The organism is Pseudomonas sp. CMR5c, from assembly GCF_003850545.1.
GTDB lineage: Bacteria > Pseudomonadota > Gammaproteobacteria > Pseudomonadales > Pseudomonadaceae > Aquipseudomonas > Aquipseudomonas piscis.
This window is the reverse complement of the sequence record NZ_CP027705.1, coordinates 4450007-4466736: the sequence shown is the minus strand read 5'-3', so window position 1 is coordinate 4466736 and position 16730 is coordinate 4450007. Positions and strand designations below refer to the sequence as shown.

The 16730-nt window shown below is 57.7% G+C and carries 14 protein-coding genes and 3 tRNA genes; 13 read left to right on the top strand and 4 right to left on the bottom strand.

Annotated features, from left to right (window positions below; all coding sequences use genetic code 11):
* The first annotated feature begins 31 nt into the window (after positions 1 to 31).
* The 6 genes from C4K40_RS20445 (at position 32) to C4K40_RS20420 (ending at position 6384) form a co-directional block, all read left to right on the top strand.
* Complete coding sequence (locus tag C4K40_RS20445) at positions 32 to 3121, top strand: host specificity protein J (RefSeq protein ID WP_053138933.1); 3090 nt, start codon at positions 32 to 34, stop codon at positions 3119 to 3121.
* Between the two features lie 286 nt (positions 3122 to 3407).
* On the top strand, positions 3408 to 4253 hold the full coding sequence (locus tag C4K40_RS20440; protein ID WP_124421346.1) for a hypothetical protein: 846 nt from the start codon (positions 3408 to 3410) through the stop codon (positions 4251 to 4253).
* A gap of 89 nt (positions 4254 to 4342) precedes the next feature.
* The gene (locus C4K40_RS20435) at positions 4343 to 4786 is read left to right on the top strand and encodes a structural protein P5 (protein ID WP_053136755.1); all 444 of its coding nucleotides are present in this window, start codon (positions 4343 to 4345) and stop codon (positions 4784 to 4786) included.
* Complete coding sequence (locus tag C4K40_RS20430; RefSeq protein ID WP_053136752.1) at positions 4783 to 5145, top strand: hypothetical protein; 363 nt, start codon at positions 4783 to 4785, stop codon at positions 5143 to 5145. Before C4K40_RS20435 ends, C4K40_RS20430 begins: the two co-directional genes overlap by 4 nt.
* 56 nt (positions 5146 to 5201) lie before the next feature.
* Entirely contained in the window at positions 5202 to 5477 is a 276-nt protein-coding gene (locus C4K40_RS31975) for a hypothetical protein (RefSeq protein ID WP_053136749.1), read from the top strand.
* Positions 5478 to 5589: 112 nt separating this feature from the next.
* Positions 5590 to 6384 carry a DNA adenine methylase gene (locus tag C4K40_RS20420; RefSeq protein WP_053136746.1) on the top strand — a complete coding sequence of 265 codons (795 nt, stop codon included), beginning with the start codon at positions 5590 to 5592 and terminating at the stop codon, positions 6382 to 6384.
* 118 nt (positions 6385 to 6502) lie between these two features.
* Here the strand turns inward: C4K40_RS20420 and C4K40_RS20415 are convergent, their stop codons facing one another.
* From C4K40_RS20415 to folD, 4 genes are all read right to left on the bottom strand, one after another.
* Entirely contained in the window at positions 6503 to 7207 is a 705-nt protein-coding gene (locus C4K40_RS20415) for a hypothetical protein (protein ID WP_053136743.1), read from the bottom strand.
* A 2-nt stretch (positions 7208 to 7209) separates the two neighbouring features.
* Positions 7210 to 7497 (bottom strand): hypothetical protein, encoded by a 288-nt coding sequence (locus tag C4K40_RS20410; RefSeq protein WP_053136741.1) that lies wholly within the window; start codon positions 7495 to 7497, stop codon positions 7210 to 7212.
* A 98-nt stretch (positions 7498 to 7595) separates the two neighbouring features.
* Entirely contained in the window at positions 7596 to 8321 is a 726-nt protein-coding gene (locus tag C4K40_RS20405) for a hypothetical protein (protein ID WP_083456984.1), read from the bottom strand.
* 485 nt (positions 8322 to 8806) lie between these two features.
* Positions 8807 to 9661 carry a bifunctional methylenetetrahydrofolate dehydrogenase/methenyltetrahydrofolate cyclohydrolase FolD gene (gene folD, locus C4K40_RS20400; RefSeq protein ID WP_022639734.1) on the bottom strand — a complete coding sequence of 285 codons (855 nt, stop codon included), beginning with the start codon at positions 9659 to 9661 and terminating at the stop codon, positions 8807 to 8809.
* Positions 9662 to 9940: 279 nt separating this feature from the next.
* Between folD and C4K40_RS20395 the strand changes: the two genes are divergently transcribed.
* The 7 genes from C4K40_RS20395 (at position 9941) to lon (ending at position 16665) form a co-directional block, all read left to right on the top strand.
* Positions 9941 to 10017 (top strand) — tRNA-Arg (locus tag C4K40_RS20395).
* Between the two features lie 32 nt (positions 10018 to 10049).
* A tRNA-His gene (locus C4K40_RS20390) sits at positions 10050 to 10125 on the top strand.
* A gap of 56 nt (positions 10126 to 10181) precedes the next feature.
* Positions 10182 to 10266: transfer RNA gene (locus C4K40_RS20385), tRNA-Leu, on the top strand.
* 404 nt (positions 10267 to 10670) lie between these two features.
* The gene (gene tig / locus C4K40_RS20380) at positions 10671 to 11981 is read left to right on the top strand and encodes a trigger factor (protein WP_031320173.1); all 1311 of its coding nucleotides are present in this window, start codon (positions 10671 to 10673) and stop codon (positions 11979 to 11981) included.
* Between the two features lie 92 nt (positions 11982 to 12073).
* Positions 12074 to 12715, top strand: a complete 642-nt coding sequence (gene clpP / locus C4K40_RS20375) for an ATP-dependent Clp endopeptidase proteolytic subunit ClpP (protein WP_016965272.1) — start codon at positions 12074 to 12076, stop codon at positions 12713 to 12715.
* A 106-nt stretch (positions 12716 to 12821) separates the two neighbouring features.
* Complete coding sequence (gene clpX / locus C4K40_RS20370; RefSeq protein WP_022639717.1) at positions 12822 to 14105, top strand: ATP-dependent Clp protease ATP-binding subunit ClpX; 1284 nt, start codon at positions 12822 to 12824, stop codon at positions 14103 to 14105.
* A gap of 163 nt (positions 14106 to 14268) precedes the next feature.
* Positions 14269 to 16665 carry an endopeptidase La gene (lon, locus tag C4K40_RS20365; RefSeq protein WP_053136738.1) on the top strand — a complete coding sequence of 799 codons (2397 nt, stop codon included), beginning with the start codon at positions 14269 to 14271 and terminating at the stop codon, positions 16663 to 16665.
* Positions 16666 to 16730: the final 65 nt, after the last annotated feature.

Here is a 16730-nt window from a genome sequence, read left to right as displayed (position 1 = left end):
GTGCGGGTATTTTTTTGCCCGAAGGAAAGTCATGAGCCAGGAAATTATCGGATACAAGGGCGGCGAGTCGAAGCCGCGGCCAGCGGTGGAAGCCCCGGACAGCCTGCAGAGTACGGCCTATGCTCGGATGCTGGATCTTGTCAGCGAAGGGGAGATCCATGGCCTGGTGGCGGGCGAGCGCTCCGTCTACCTCGACGAAACTCCACTCGCAAATGCCGACGGCTCCCGCAACTTCAGCGGCGTTTCGCTCGATGTTCGAACCGGCAGCCAGGACCAGACCTACATCCCGGGCTTTCCGGCGGTGGAGAGCGAAATCGCTATCGGTGTCGAACTGAAAAGCGACCAGCCCTGGACTCGAGCTATCACCAATCTGCAGCTGTCGGCGGTGCGCGTGCGCTTGTCCGTTCCTCGCCTATCGCAGACGAACACCAGCAATGGCGATACCAACGGCTACACCGTGCAGTACAAGATCGAGCTGTCGACCAATGGTGGCGCCTGGGTCCAGGTCTTGGCGTCTGCGTTCAGCGGCAAGACCTCCACTAAGTACGAGCGCTCCCATCGGGTCGACCTGCCTCCAGCAACCACTGGCTGGCAGATCCGGGTTACGCGCCTGACGCCGAACAGCACATCCGGCGCGATTGCAGATAAAACGAGCATCGATGCAATCACCGAAGTGATCGACGCCAAGCTGCGCTACCCGGGTTCGGCCATTGTCGGCCTGCAGTTCGATGCCTCGCAGTTTCAGTCAATTCCGACCAGGTCATTCGACCTGCGCGGTCGCATTATTCGAGTGCCCAGCAACTACGACCCGGCCACCCGGACCTATAGCGGCGTTTGGGATGGCTCGTTCAAGACGGCCTGGACCGACAACCCGGCCTGGATCTTCTACGACCTGCTGCTGCACTACCGGTACGGCCTCGGGCACCTGCTCAACGCCGCTCAGGTCGACCGCTGGGAGCTGTACCGCATCGGCCAGTATTGCGATCAGCCGGTGCCCGATGGCAAGGGCGGGACCGAGCCGCGCTTTACTTGCAACCTGTTCCTTCAAACGCGCTCCAACGCGCTCGACGTCCTGCAAGACCTGGCTACCACCTTCCGCGGCATGGCCTACTGGGCCGCTGGCTCGGTAATGGCTGTGGCCGACATTCCAGAAGATCCGGTCTACACCTACGCCAACGCCAACGTGATCGACGGCAAGTTCGGCTACTCAGGATCCGCAAAGAAAACCCGCTACACCGTGGCTCTGGTGAGCTGGAACGACCCGACAGACTTCTACCGGCAGAAGGTGGAGTATGTTGACGACCAGGCCGGCATCACTCGCTACGGCATCCAGCAGACAGAGATTACCGCCACCGGCTGCACCTCCCAGGGTCAGGCCCAGCGCATCGGTAAATGGGCGCTGCTGACCAACCGCCTGGAAACCGAAAGTGTGGGGTTTTCCGTGGGCCTGGACGGCTCCCTGGCTCGCCCTGGACAGATCATCCGCATCGCGGACAACGACCGGGCCGGCCGGAGGATCGGCGGGCGCCTGCGCTCATCTACGCTCGACAGCCTGGTGCTTGATGCCGATGTGAAAGCCTATCCCGGCGACACCATCACAGTGATCATGCCCACCGGCAAGGCAGTGTCGCGGGTGATCAAGTCCGTGGGTTACCCAGTAAAGTGGTCGACCCGTGGCATCAAGTGGTCCAGCGGCAGAATGACCATGGATACGACTGGCTTTCCGGCCGAGGTTCAGCAAGTCGTGCTGTCTGAGGATCTTGAGGAGCTGCCACCTCAGCACTCAATGTGGGCCATCGACTCACCGACACTGGCCACGCAACTGTTCCGCGTGATGTCCGTGGCTGAAGATTTCTCGGGCTCGGAGATCAAGTACAGCATCAGCGCCGTGCGCCACAATGCCAGCAAATTCGGTGCGATCGACAACGGCACGCGCATCGAGCGCCCGCCTGTAACTGTGATCCCGCCGAGCGTGCAGAGGCCACCGACGAACGTCACCGTGAGCAACGGCCACTTCGTCGACCAGGGCAGCGCGGTCAGCGTGATGACTATCGAGTGGGAGCGCCCGGATTCTGCCATTGCGTTCGAGGTGTACTGGCGCAAGAACGATGGCGACTGGATCTTCGCCGGCCGCACTGGCAGCACATCTGTCGATGTGAGCGGAATCTATGCGGGGCGTTACGTGGCCAAGGTCCGAGCGATCAACTCCCTGGATATCGGTTCGGTGTTCGCCACCTCGGTCGAGACCGTACTCAATGGCAAGACCACGCCGCCACCGGTTCCATCGTCATTTACCGCGGCCTCGATCGTGTTCGGCATCAAGCTGGCCTGGGGCATTCCGGCAGGGCTCAACACCGCGGACGTGCAACGGACCGAGATTTGGTACAGCCAGACAAGCGACGTAGCGACGTCCATCAAGTTTGGCGACTACGCCTATCCGCAGACCGACCTGACCATCATGGGCCTGGCCGCCGGCGTACGGTTCTACTTCTGGGCCCGGCTGGTGGACCGCATCGGCAACGTAGGGGCATTTCGCGGACCGGTCACTGGGCAGTCGTCCTCCGACGCCGGCCCGATCCTCGAGTACCTGAACAACCAGATCACCGAGACGCAGTTGAGCCAGCACCTGCTCGAGAAGATCGACTCCGGCGGCGGTGCGTCGGTTGAGGTCGAGCAGATCAAGACAGAGCTCGCTGCGATGTACTCGATCAAGACGCAGCTTACGGTGGACGGGAAGCCCTACCTGGCGGGTATCGGCGTTGGGGTGGAAAACAACGAAGGCATCATCACCAGCCAGGTGCTGATCGCCGCAAGTCGGTTTGCGATTGTCGATCCGAACACAGCGAACACGTTCTATCCGTTTGTTGTTCAAGGCAACTCCGCATACATCCAGTCTGCATTCATCGAGAACGGGTCGATCAACATGTTAAAGATCGGCAGTAACCTGACTTCAAACAACTACGAGAAAGATGTTTCGGGTTGGGCATTTTTGCCAGACGGGACTTTCCAGATGATGGGGCAAGTTGGAGGAGGAAATAAATTGGTGATTAATAATAGCGGGATTTATATCTACTACCCGAACGGCGTTAAAGCTATCGACTTGAGCGTTGACGCATCATGAGCGCAGGACTTGTTACAAGAGATCAGTCCGGTAGTATTACGGCAGACATGACTAAGTACCTTAGTCAGTCTGTTGGCTTTGTTACTACAAACAAAGAGAATGGGTCTGCATCTATAACCATGCCAGCAGGCAAGAGCTATTTCTATACCATTGCCCCGCTTGAACCTAGCGTGCGTTCGGCTGGTAAGCCGCCTGGAGTGACGCTCACAAATAACCTGATAACTTGGCAGTATCGTTTGCCTAGCGGTTTTCCGATCAATTGTAGAATCTATTACGGATACTTTTAATGGCTACAGCAGCATTAATCGCCAGGAATCCTGATGGTAGCATCCTGTACGATACGTCAAAGTCTATTTATGGCTTGATCAAGAGCGGTCCAGTGGAGTTTGCTGAGACTTGGAGGCGCACCCAGCCAACCGGAGGCCCTCATATCTACTACGATAATATCTATAAATTCGTGGTCAGGAATGCGATAAGTCCTATTGTTTTTGTAACTGGTGCGTGCAATCAACCCATTGTCTCAAAAGAGGGAGATAGCACGGTTTTCTATTTTGCTGGGCAAGTAGCCGATATTAAGGTTTATTGTTTTGACTTAATGGCGCCAATTTTTACAGGGCCGGCACTTAAAACAAGGGCTAAAGATGGATCTTTCACGTTCAACAGTCTACAGCAGCCTCTAAATATTATTGGTACCTCTACGGCGCCACCACCCCCACAAGCTGAGGACCAGTGGGGCACGCCATTTGGTCGTGCAGGCTACTACAGAGTAGTTGTTCCTCAATACAATGTTGGTGGTAGTTATCTTGGTGGTTACCCTGAGTACGGGTTCATATACCAGCTAAACCCAAGTAAGACGTACGCGGCATACATCCCGTGGAGCAGGGGATGTTTTTTCCAGAACCAGTTACCTGTAGGGCAGGACATCATGCGTGGCGGCCTGCACGAAGGTTGCTACGGTCTAGAAGGCATGGTCGTGCACAATATGTGGACTTCCCCAGAGTCAACCTATGGAAAAATCAATGGTTATCCAGGCACTCCGCAGGGTACTTGGGGGACTGCTACTGATCGTATTCCTCAATGTCCTTATATTGATATTTCTGAATATCAATATCCTTTTGATCCTCCCCGATAAGCAATAGCTGCAAGCGCGGCTTGATCTAACGAAACAACACCCGACCACACCCGCCAACGAGCGGGTATTTTTTTGCCTGGAGAAAACCCATGACCCAATCCATTCCCCGCGGTGTGCGCAATCGCAACCCTGGAAACATCGATTTCAATCCTCGCAACCAATGGGAGGGACAGCTCGGCAAGGAGCCAAATGGCCGCTTCGCAATCTTCGACACTGCTGAGAACGGCATCCGCGCCCTGGGCAGGCTGCTACTCAACTACCGCGGAAAGGACGGCATGCCCGGCGTCGGCGGGCCCGGCATCGATACACCCCGCGAGTTCATCACCCGCTGGGCGCCCGGGAACGAGAACGACACCGAGGCATACATCGTTGCAATCGCTAAGCGCCTGGGTGTGAAGGTAAACGACGCGATCGACATCAAGAACCCGGCGACTCTGCGTGCCGTGATGCTCGGGATCATCGTGCACGAAAACGGCGGCAACCCGTACCCGGATGCGGTGTTCGAGGAAGGCCTGCGCAGGGCCTTGAAGTGAGCGGCTGGGCGCTACGCCTGCTCGGCGCCGGCCTGCTGATCCTGCTCGGCATGGCCGTCGGCAGCTGGGCGACCACCGCTCATTTCCGGCCGCTGCTGGACGCCGAGCAGGGCCAGGTAGCCAGCTGCAAGGCGGCCCGTGAAAACCTGGCCGATCTGGCGCAGGAGCAGGGCAGGGCTCTGGGTGAGCTGACCCTGGCCGCGAATGCTCGCCAGGCCAGGGTGGAGCAGGCGGTGGAGCAGGCGAAGGCCGGCGCCCAGGCTGACTACGCAGCGGCCAACCGGCTGCAGCAAGAACGCACCGGCGGCGATCAGTGCACTGCCTCGGCATCAATCATCGATCAGGAGCTTGGGCTATGACCAGTTGTAGGGTGGGCCCACCTGGCCACCAGGGAGGGCCTGCAGGAGTAGCGAAAATGTGCAGGAGTAGCTGGAAAGTGCAGGTGCTGCTGGCATGCCTACTCTTGACCGCCTGCGCAGGCCATCGGGAGCCCGAGGTGCGCACCGTGCGTGTCGAAGTCCCAGTGCAGGTGCCGTGCCGTGTGCCGGCCGTTGCTGTGCCGCCTTGGGCCGCTGCTGGCCTGCGCAAGACCGACAGCCTGGAGGTGAAGGTGCGAGCTCTGCTTGCAGAGCGCCGACAGCGGATCGGATACGAGCGGCTGCTGGAGGCCGCGGTATCGGCGTGCATGTAGCGTAGCAACACCCCAACAGCGCTGGCGGACAACCCCCAGCGCACAATTCAACGGCCCACCTTCGAGCACCTCGAGAGCCAACAGGCCCGGCCCCTGTAGAAAGAGAGCCGAAGTGACAAGTCCAATAATTCCATGGATGGGCGGCAAGCGCCGCCTGGCCGACCGCTTAATCCCGCTTTTTCCACCACATGAGTGCTACGTCGAGGTGTTCGCCGGCGGCGCGGCACTCTATTTCATGCGACCTCAGCCTGCGCAGGTGGAGGTGCTGAACGATCTCAACGGCGACCTGGTCAACCTCTACCGCGTGGTACAGAACCACCTGGAGGAGTTCGTGCGGCAGTTCAAATGGGCGCTCAGCTCGCGGCAGATCTTCGAGTGGCAGAAGATGACCAGGCCTGAGACGCTAACCGACATCCAGCGCGCCGCCCGCTTTTTCTACCTGCAGCAGCATGCCTTCGGTGGCAAGGTCACCGGCCAGACATTCGGTACCGCCACTACCGGCCCGTCGATCAACCTGCTGCGAATCGAGGAGAACCTGTCAGCCGCCTGGCAGCGCTTGGCTGGCACATACGTCGAGAACCTTACCTGGCTTGACTGCGTTGAGCGCTACGATCGAGCGCACACGTTCTTCTATATGGACCCACCTTACTGGCGGACAGCGGGCTACGGTGTCGACTTCCCGTTCGAGGAGTACGAGCGGATGGCCAACTTCATGCGGCGCTGCAAGGGGCGTGTGATGGTTAGCATCAACGATCACCCGGATATCCAGCGGGCGTTCGATGGGTTTCACTTCGAACGCCTGGACATCAGGTACACCACAGCGAACCAGCGGCACGGCCAGGCCGAGGTGACTGGCGAACTGGTGATCATGAATTGGGAGCCTGCAGCACTAGGTGGGTTGTTCTGAAAATAAAAAGCCCCGGTCAGACCGGGGCTTTTTTCTGCCTATTCGGCAGTTGACTCTAGAGTGACACAGGTACTTTCTAAGCTGCCTATTCGGCAGTGGGCTGTAGCAGCTCCTTTTTTTAGCCGCCCTTGGGGCCTCTGTCAATGCGCAGCGACTTAACCTCTAGCTTGTGCATCAGCAGGTGCCACATTGCAAAGCTCATGTTCTGCTTCGTTGAGGCTCCGTCGGCGGCAGTGTACTTCCTGAAATTTTGTGGGGTGACACCTACCATGCCTGCAGCGGTAGAGCCAGGAACCCCTGTGAGGCTTCCTTCTCCGACAATGTGTCGGATCTCCCAACTGGTGGGGGCTCGCCATTCGGCGGGGTTATCGGTCACAACTTCCTCTGGGAGCAAGCCGCAGATCCATGCCCGGGCTGGGGCCTTATGTTTTGCAACCCAGCTTGGAAAGTCCGCCAGGTAAATGTCCTTGGAGCGCTTGTGGTTTGAGCTGCGTAGCCAGAATGTCGAGCGATCATCGATCAGGCCAGGGGTTAGGCCGAGGTCGCCAACAACCGCAACGGTTGCGACGGTTTCGTCTGTATCGGCGTTGACCAGGTGCACAGTTTCGGGGGCGTGTTGGGCTGACATTTCACTGATGAACCGGCCTACATCGCTTTCAAATAGTTCCCGCACCTGGGCCTGGGTCGCCGAGGAGGGCGCCACTCGGTCAGCCAGATAGGTGTGATCGTACTTAAGCTCCCATGAGGTGCTATCGACGCCTGCCACCTTCAATTTTCTGAGGGGAACCAGGGTAAACGGGCCGTACTGGAACGCCGAGGCCATGATTATTTGGCCTCCGCGATGTAGGCATTTACGCGGGTCTTCTTGTTGATTTCGTACTCTTTGCCGAAGCCGGTCACAACATAACCGGTATCGACTTTGACCCATTGTTCAGGACGCTTTCCCCGTCCCGGGTTGTCGATGCTCTTAAAGTCGACCAGCTTGGCCCCTTCCTCACAGCTACCGGGTTTAGTGACAACATGCAGCTTCCCGCTGGTAGTTTCTTGAATGACTCCCCAGACCTCGCCGGCATCCGCTTTGCGTGAGTCGTAGGAATAAATGGTGGTAGTCATGATCGTCTCCGTTGGAGGTACAGCGCTAGCTTGATTGCCGTGCTGATGACTAGACTATACATAGCGCGAATCGCGCTATCAATGGGGGCGGTGACCGTCTATCGGTTTGACGAAACGCACCCTCTGGCAACGAACCCATGGCCAGCGCAGGCCTGGCACTCCTCGCGAGTGGCGAACCGGTCTAGGCATACAGGGCACTTCTTGAACGCTGCAGCCAGAAGTAGCGGCCGGGCGCGCTGGTACGTTCCGAAGTCGTGAGCTTCCAGGGCCACCTGAGCGCACTCCGCAAGCGCTCGATAGGCGTCCGGATCATCTATGTTCGTGTACTCGATGCCGTTGATTCGTTGACCCGTTATCACCAGGTCATGCATCCGGCCGTCTGGGGTCGTGATCGTCATGCCTTCCATATTCCAAACGGCGCCGGTCATGCGGAACACCAGGCGCCGATCTCCCCTTTCCCCTACGATTTGCGCGGCATAGTCCTTACTGTCGGCTGGGTAGTAGATCCGGCCGTTAAGCTGACCGATGCTCGGCCCGCCATCCCTGGCAACGAGATCATAGAACGCCGATGGCATGAAATCGGGCGCACAGTCGATCAGCGTCTCGACGGCGTGCCAGTACGCGGCATCGGCCACTTCGTCGAGTTCGAATTTCTCGGCGGCGCTGATGAACTGGTCGTTGAGCATGTCTTGCGAGAGGAGTCGGCACATGCTGCGGTACGTCTCAGGGTGGTTGAAACGTTGTTCGTGGTCGTCGAGATAGCGGCGCCATTGCGCCATCCGCTCGGCTTTCGCGCCTGGTGGGGGTAGGGGGTGATTCTTCATCGGATCAGACTGCTTTAACTGATACTGTATTTGCATACAGTAATCGAGGGTTGGCATGTCTGCGATTTGAGGCGACGAGGTGTATGGGGAAGGGGGCTGGTGTTCGGTCGGCAGGACGCCGGAGGCGGGAAAACTGGACGTACCAATTTTTGTACCAATGAGGGCGGGTCGTGTGTGCTTGGTGCGTAGTCGTGGTGGGTAGAACCCCAGAAAGCGCTGGGGTTTATCCCGCTGCGGCCCGCTGGAAACCACAGAAAACATCTTATGAGTATGGCTGAAGAACTGTCGATTGCTCTTCAGCAGTCAGGCGAAAGCCCTTAAAAACCAAGAAAAAACCCAAGTTTTTGCTGAACGGTAGTGTCTGGCCGGTCCCTGGCGCCAGGGAAGGGAGCCTTGAGAGCCGCTGGCGATGAGAGCGTCGAGAATAGTGCATTTACGGAATGAAAAAAGCCCGCCAATGGCGGGCTTTTTCAAGAACCGGAAACTCAGCTGTGCAGCGTTTCGGCGGCGTACAGGGTGTTTTCCAGCAGGCAGGCGCGAGTCATGGGGCCTACGCCACCTGGCACCGGCGTAATCCAGCCAGCGCGGGGCAGGGCGGTGTCATACACCACGTCGCCTACCAGCTTGCCGTCTTCCTGGCGGTTGATGCCGACGTCGATGACGATCGCGCCTTCCTTGATCCATTCGCCCTTGACCAGGCCCGGCTTACCGGCGGCCACGACCACCAGGTCGGCACGGCCGACATGGCCGGCCAGGTCCTTGGTGAAGCGATGGGTCACGGTCACGGTGCAGCCTGCCAGCAACAACTCCATGGCCATGGGGCGGCCGACGATGTTGGATGCGCCTACGACTACCGCATCCATGCCGTACAGGTCGGCACCGGTGCTCTCCAGTAGGGTCATGATGCCCTTGGGGGTGCAGGGGCGCAGCAGCGGGATGCGCTGGGCCAGGCGCCCGACGTTATAAGGATGGAAGCCATCCACGTCCTTGTCCGGGCGGATGCGCTCCAGCAATAGAGAAGAGTCCAGGTGCTCCGGCAGAGGCAGTTGCAGCAGGACGCCATCGATATTCGGGTCATCGTTGAGGCGGTCGATCAGGCCGGCCAGGGCTTCTTGGGTGGTATCGGCCGGTAGATCGTAGGCTTGGGAAAGGAAGCCTACCTCTTCGCAGTCTTTACGCTTGTGCGAGACATAAACCTGGGAGGCCGGGTCGCTGCCGACCAGAATCACCGCAAGACCAGGAGTACGCAGGCCTTGCTGGCGACGCTCGGCGACACGCTTGGCGATCTGCTGGCGCAGGCTAGCGGCGATCGCTTTGCCGTCGATTAGTTGTGCAGTCATGACGCGTGATTAACCATCGAGAGGGAGAGAAAATGAGAACGCATTCTCGCATGTCGGGACGAGAGGGCAAAGGCGCTTGGTCCGTGAATTGCCCTAACTCCTTTAATTAAATGAATTTTTTTTAAAAAAGAGTTGACGACCTAACGGCTCGTCTATAACATTCGTCGCACTTGTCGGGCACAGCCTAGCACTGGTTAAGAAGGTCGGGCAGAGTTGATGTTTAACTCGTAACGACTGAAGCAATTAGTTTGTAGTCATCTAAGAATACAGATTAATAAGGCGCCCGTAGCTCAGCTGGATAGAGCATCCGCCTTCTAAGCGGATGGTCGCAGGTTCGAGTCCTGCCGGGTGCGCCATTAGGCAGCTTTGGCACAAGTAACGCAATATGGTGGGCGTAGCTCAGTTGGTAGAGCACAGGATTGTGACTCCTGTTGTCGTGGGTTCGATCCCCATCGTCCACCCCATATTCGAAAAGGCGCCAGATTAACAATCTGGCGCCTTTGCTTTAAAAGCTTGTTACGCGGACGTGGTGGAATTGGTAGACACACTGGATTTAGGTTCCAGCGCCGCAAGGTGTAAGAGTTCGAGTCTCTTCGTCCGCACCAATAAAGTAGCTAGTTAATAGCAGATGACGGCGCAGTACCTGAAAAGGTCTGCGCCGTTTTCGTTTCCGGTCTTGGTGGCGCCCCGTGCGCGCGGCGCGCCAGGTGGTGAATGCTCGTGCGGTATTCGCCAGCTTTCCCGGCGATGGCTGCTGTTCGCTGGTGCGTTCGAGGGGCTCGCTCAGGTTCCTTCTATATATAGAAGGGCTGATGCAGAGGCCCTGGTTCGGTTCGTAGTATTTGCTCTCACGGCGGGGCTGGAACCTTTGTCCCCGTCTTCACATTGCTGGCCGCTTTTTACCCGTTTTCAGTAGGGTGACTTCTTGAGTTCGACCCACTAGAATGCATGCCCTTGATTCTGGGGTCGGAAAACGGCCGGCTAATCGTCTGTGCAACGAGGAATATCCATGCAAGTTTCTGTTGAAAATACTTCTGCTCTTGAGCGCCGCATGAGCATCACCGTGCCGGCTGAGCGCATCGAGAGCCAGGTCAACAAGCGTCTGCAGCAGACTGCCCAAAAGGCCAAAATCCCAGGCTTCCGTCCTGGCAAGGTTCCAATGAGCGTGATTCGTCAGCGTTATGAGGCTGATGCACGTCAAGAAGCAGTAGGTGATGTGATCCAGGCTTCCTTCTACGAAGCTGTTGTCGAGCAGAAGCTGAACCCGGCTGGAGCTCCTTCGGTCGAGCCCAAGGTGCTGGAGAAAGGCAAGGACCTGGAATACGTTGCTACTTTCGAAGTGTTCCCGGAGTTCACCGTTGCCGGTTTCGAAGGTATCGCTGTCGAGCGCCTGAGCGCCGAAGTGGCTGATGCCGATCTGGACAACATGCTGGAAATCCTGCGCAAGCAGAACGTTCGTTTCGAAGTGGCCGACCGCGCTGCCCAGAACGATGACCAGCTGAACATTGATTTCGTTGGCAAGATTGACGGCGAAGCCTTCGCTGGCGGTTCGGCCAAGGGTACCCAACTGGTCCTGGGCTCCGGCCGCATGATCCCGGGCTTCGAAGATGGTCTGGTTGGCGCCAAGGCTGGTGAAGAACGCGTTCTGAACCTGACCTTCCCCGAGAACTACCAGAACCTGGACCTGGCCAACAAGGCTGCCGAGTTCACCGTTACCGTCAACAGCGTTTCCGAGCCCAAGCTGCCTGAACTGACCGAAGAGTTCTTCGCTCAATTCGGTATCAAGGAAGCTGGCCTGGATGGTTTCCGTGCCGAAGTTCGCAAGAACATGGAGCGTGAACTGCGTCAGGCCATCAAGTCGAAGGTGAAGAACCAGGTCATGGACGGTCTGCTGGCCGCCAATCCGATCGAAGTGCCGAAGGCGCTGCTGGATAACGAAGTCAACCGTCTGCGCGTTCAGGCTGTTCAGCAATTCGGTGGCAACATCAAGCCTGACCAACTGCCAGCCGAGCTGTTCGAAGAACAAGCCAAGCGCCGCGTAGTGCTGGGCCTGATCGTTGCTGAAGTGGTCAAGCAATTCGACCTCAAGCCTGACGAAGCACGCGTTCGTGAACTGATCCAGGAAATGGCTTCGGCCTACCAGGAGCCAGAACAAGTCGTGTCCTGGTACTACAAGAACGAGCAGCAACTGAACGAAGTGCGTTCGGTTGTGCTGGAAGAACAAGTTGTGGATACTGTTCTGCAGAAAGCTAGCGTGACCGACAAATCGGTCTCTTACGAAGAAGCGGTCAAGCCGGTAGAAGCACCTCAAGCCGACTGATCCTTTTTTCGTTCGAAGCACACACCATAAGCCAGCCTTCGTGCTGGCTTATGCGTATTCAAGACATGACTATTTGGGAGTGACTGCAGGACATGTCCCGCAATTCTTATTATCAGCAGAGCTCTGACATTCAGGCCGCAGGTGGTCTGGTCCCGATGGTTATCGAGCAGTCCGCCCGTGGCGAGCGTGCCTACGACATCTACTCGCGCCTCCTCAAGGAGCGAGTGATCTTCCTGATTGGCCCGGTAGAGGACTACATGGCCAACCTGGTTGCGGCACAGCTGCTTTTCCTTGAAGCCGAAAACCCGGACAAGGACATCCATCTGTACATCAACTCGCCAGGTGGTTCGGTGACCGCTGGCATGTCGATCTACGACACCATGCAGTTCATCAAGCCTGATGTTTCCACCATTTGCATCGGCCAGGCATGCAGCATGGGCGCATTCCTGCTTGCAGGTGGAGCGGCTGGCAAGCGTCACTGCCTGCCGAACTCGCGCATGATGATCCACCAACCGCTCGGCGGTTTCCAAGGCCAGGCGTCGGATATCGACATCCATGCCAAGGAAATCCTGCACATCCGTTCGCGCCTGAACTCGCTGCTGGCCCACCACACCGGCCAGAGCCTGGAAACCATTGAGCGTGACACCGAGCGCGACAACTTCATGAGCGCCGAGCGCGCGGCGGAGTACGGCCTGATCGACTCCGTGATCAACAAGCGTCAAATGCCCGCCTAAGCAACTTGAATGTAGGTGGCTGGTTTGACCGGCCGCCTGCGGACTTGAAAAAGCCCGCAATTGCCTTCATCTTGTGTTGCAAGCCTATCGGATTTGGATCGATCGAATGACTGACACCCGCAACGGCGAGGACAACGGCAAACTGCTTTATTGCTCCTTCTGTGGCAAAAGCCAGCATGAAGTACGCAAATTGATTGCCGGCCCCTCGGTCTTTATCTGCGACGAGTGCGTCGACCTGTGCAATGACATCATCCGTGAGGAGGTGCAGGAGGCACAGGCCGAGAGCAGCGCGCATAAATTGCCTTCGCCTAAAGAAATCAGCGGCATCCTTGATCAGTATGTGATTGGTCAGGAGCGTGCGAAGAAGGTTCTGGCGGTAGCGGTGTACAACCACTACAAGCGTCTTAACCAGCGTGACAAGAAAAGTGACGATGTCGAGCTCGGCAAGAGCAACATCTTGCTGATCGGCCCTACAGGTTCGGGTAAAACACTGTTGGCCGAAACCCTGGCGCGCCTGTTGAATGTGCCTTTCACCATTGCCGACGCTACCACCCTGACCGAAGCCGGCTATGTGGGTGAGGACGTCGAGAACATCATTCAGAAGCTGCTGCAGAAGTGCGACTACGATGTGGAAAAAGCCCAGATGGGCATTGTCTACATCGACGAAATCGACAAGATTTCCCGCAAGTCCGACAACCCTTCGATTACTCGGGATGTTTCCGGCGAAGGTGTGCAGCAGGCATTGTTGAAGCTGATCGAAGGCACGGTTGCCTCGGTTCCGCCTCAAGGTGGCCGCAAGCATCCCCAGCAGGAGTTCCTGCAGGTCGACACCCGCAACATCCTGTTCATCTGTGGTGGTGCGTTCTCCGGCTTGGAGAAGGTCATCCAGAACCGCTCCACTCGCGGCGGCATCGGCTTCAACGCCGAAGTTCGCAGCAAGGAAGAGGGCAAGAAGGTTGGCGAGTCCCTGCGTGAAGTCGAGCCTGATGATCTGGTCAAGTTCGGCCTGATTCCAGAGTTCGTGGGCCGTTTGCCGGTCCTGGCAACCCTGGACGAGCTGGATGAAGCTGCGTTGATCCAGATCCTCACCGAACCGAAGAACGCCTTGACCAAGCAATACGGCAAGCTGTTCGAGATGGAAGGTGTCGACCTGGAGTTTCGTGCCGACGCACTGAAGGCCGTGGCCAAGCGGGCTCTGGAGCGCAAGACTGGCGCCCGTGGTCTGCGCTCGATTCTCGAAGGCGTACTGCTCGACACTATGTACGAGATCCCCTCGCAGTCCGAGGTGAGTAAAGTAGTGATCGACGAAAGCGTTATTGAAGGCAAGTCCCAGCCACTGTTCATCTATGAAAACAGTGAGCCGACTGCCAAGGCAGCTCCCGACGCGTAAGCTTTGGGCTGTTTGAGTGAAAGAAGGGGCCTTCGGGCCCCTTTGTTTTTAGCGTCTTTGAAACGCTGTCTTTGAGCTTGTTTTTTTTTCAGGCAGCCCCCATCTTGGTTTCACGCTTACTTCCACCTGTTTACGGCCGTATGGCCGCCGTAGAGGCGAAATCATGAAGACAACCATCGAATTGCCTCTCCTGCCATTGCGTGATGTCGTGGTTTATCCGCACATGGTTATCCCGCTGTTCGTGGGGCGCGAGAAGTCGATCGAAGCCCTCGAGGCAGCGATGACGGGCGACAAGCAGATTTTGCTGCTGGCACAGAGAAACCCTGCTGATGACGATCCCGGTGAGGATGCGCTCTATCGCGTAGGTACCATTGCGACTGTGCTGCAGTTGCTCAAATTGCCCGATGGCACCGTCAAGGTGTTGGTCGAGGGTGAGCAGCGCGGCGCTGTCGAGCGCTTCAGCGAAGTGGACGGCCACTGCCGTGCCGAAGTCGCCCTGATTGATGAAGTCGAAGCCCCCGACCGCGAGTCGGAAGTTTTCGTCCGCAGCTTGCTGTCCCAGTTCGAGCAATATGTACAGCTGGGCAAGAAGGTACCTGCCGAGGTTCTTTCTTCCCTCAACAGTATCGATGAGCCCAGCCGCCTGGTGGATACCATGGCGGCACACATGGCGCTGAAGATCGAGCAGAAGCAGGAGATCCTCGAGATCATCGACCTGTCCGCACGGGTCGAGCATGTCCTGGCCCTGCTGGATGCCGAGATCGATCTGCTGCAAGTGGAAAAGCGCATCCGTGGCCGCGTCAAGAAGCAGATGGAGCGCAGCCAGCGCGAGTACTACCTGAATGAGCAGATGAAGGCCATTCAGAAAGAGCTGGGCGACGGTGACGAAGGCCACAACGAAATCGAAGAGCTGAAAAAGCGCATCGATGCCGCCGGGCTGCCGAAGGATGCCATGGCCAAGGCCCAGGCCGAGCTGAACAAGCTCAAGCAGATGTCGCCGATGTCCGCCGAGGCCACCGTGGTTCGCTCCTACATCGACTGGCTGGTGCAGGTGCCGTGGAAGGCCCAGAGCAAGGTGCGCCTGGACCTGGCGCGTGCCGAGGATATCCTCGATGCCGACCACTATGGCCTGGAAGAGGTCAAGGAACGGATCCTCGAATACCTCGCCGTGCAGAAGCGCGTGAAGAAGATTCGTGGCCCGGTACTGTGTCTGGTGGGCCCGCCTGGGGTCGGCAAGACCTCCCTGGCGGAATCGATCGCCAACGCCACCAACCGCAAGTTCGTGCGCATGGCCCTGGGTGGTGTGCGTGACGAAGCGGAAATTCGTGGGCACCGTCGGACCTACATCGGTTCGATGCCGGGAAGATTGATTCAAAAGATGACTAAGGTTGGCGTGCGCAACCCATTGTTCCTGCTCGATGAAATCGACAAGATGGGTAGCGACATGCGCGGCGATCCTGCGTCGGCACTGCTCGAGGTACTGGACCCCGAACAGAACCACAATTTCAACGATCATTACCTGGAGGTCGACTACGACCTATCCGATGTGATGTTCCTCTGCACCTCCAACTCGATGAACATTCCTCCGGCCCTGCTGGATCGGATGGAAGTGATTCGCCTGCCCGGCTACACCGAGGACGAGAAGATCAACATCGCGGTCAAGTACCTTGCGCCCAAGCAGATCCAGGCCAACGGCCTGAAGAAGGGCGAGCTGGAATTCGATCCGGCGGCGATCCGCGACATCATCCGCTACTACACCCGCGAAGCCGGTGTGCGCGGCCTGGAGCGCCAGATCGCCAAGGTCTGCCGCAAGGCGGTGAAGGAACATGCGATGGAAAAACGCTTCTCGGTGAAGGTCACTTCCGACCTGCTGGAGCATTTCCTCGGCGTGCGCAAATTCCGCTACGGCCTGGCCGAACAGCAGGACCAGATAGGCCAAGTGACCGGCCTGGCATGGACCCAGGTGGGTGGTGAGCTATTGACCATCGAGGCGGCCGTGGTGCCAGGCAAGGGGCAACTGATCAAGACCGGTTCCCTGGGCGATGTCATGGTCGAATCGATCACTGCAGCGCAGACCGTAGTGCGCAGCCGCGCCAAGAGCCTGGGCATTCCGCTGGATTTCCACGAGAAGCGTGACACCCATATCCACATGCCCGAAGGCGCAACCCCGAAAGACGGTCCAAGCGCGGGCATCGGCATGTGCACGGCACTGGTTTCGGCCCTGACCGGCATTCCGGTGCGAGCCGATGTAGCGATGACTGGCGAGATCACTCTGCGTGGTCAGGTATTGGCTATCGGTGGTTTGAAAGAGAAACTACTGGCGGCTCATCGGGGCGGAATCAAGACCGTGATCATTCCTGAAGAGAACGTTCGCGATTTGAAAGAAATTCCTGACAATATCAAGCAGGATCTGCAGATCAAACCAGTTAAATGGATTGACGAAGTCCTGCAAATTGCGCTGCAATACGCGCCGGAGCCCTTGCCGGATGTGGCTCCCGAGATAGTTGCAAAGGACGAAAAACGCGAGTCTGACTCTAAGGAAAGAATTAGCACGCATTAGTACGCATTAGCCTGGGGGGCTTCCTTGACAGCTTTTTAGAGCCCTTGTTATAAAGCGGCTCTTAA

Bases quoted from the DNA above. Each gene is read 5' to 3' on its own strand.
- clpX (WP_022639717.1), top strand. From the start codon at position 12,822: ATGACTGACACCCGCAACGGCGAGGACAACGGCAAACTGCTTTATTGC.
- folD (WP_022639734.1), bottom strand. From the start codon at position 9,661: ATGACTGCACAACTAATCGACGGCAAAGCGATCGCCGCTAGCCTGCGC.
- lon (WP_053136738.1), top strand. From the start codon at position 14,269: ATGAAGACAACCATCGAATTGCCTCTCCTGCCATTGCGTGATGTCGTG.
- C4K40_RS20405 (WP_083456984.1), bottom strand. From the start codon at position 8,321: ATGAAGAATCACCCCCTACCCCCACCAGGCGCGAAAGCCGAGCGGATG.
- clpP (WP_016965272.1), top strand. From the start codon at position 12,074: ATGTCCCGCAATTCTTATTATCAGCAGAGCTCTGACATTCAGGCCGCA.
- C4K40_RS20435 (WP_053136755.1), top strand. From the start codon at position 4,343: ATGACCCAATCCATTCCCCGCGGTGTGCGCAATCGCAACCCTGGAAAC.
- C4K40_RS31975 (WP_053136749.1), top strand. From the start codon at position 5,202: ATGTGCAGGAGTAGCTGGAAAGTGCAGGTGCTGCTGGCATGCCTACTC.
- C4K40_RS20445 (WP_053138933.1), top strand. From the start codon at position 32: ATGAGCCAGGAAATTATCGGATACAAGGGCGGCGAGTCGAAGCCGCGG.
- C4K40_RS20415 (WP_053136743.1), bottom strand. From the start codon at position 7,207: ATGGCCTCGGCGTTCCAGTACGGCCCGTTTACCCTGGTTCCCCTCAGA.
- C4K40_RS20410 (WP_053136741.1), bottom strand. From the start codon at position 7,497: ATGACTACCACCATTTATTCCTACGACTCACGCAAAGCGGATGCCGGC.
- C4K40_RS20440 (WP_124421346.1), top strand. From the start codon at position 3,408: ATGGCTACAGCAGCATTAATCGCCAGGAATCCTGATGGTAGCATCCTG.
- tig (WP_031320173.1), top strand. From the start codon at position 10,671: ATGCAAGTTTCTGTTGAAAATACTTCTGCTCTTGAGCGCCGCATGAGC.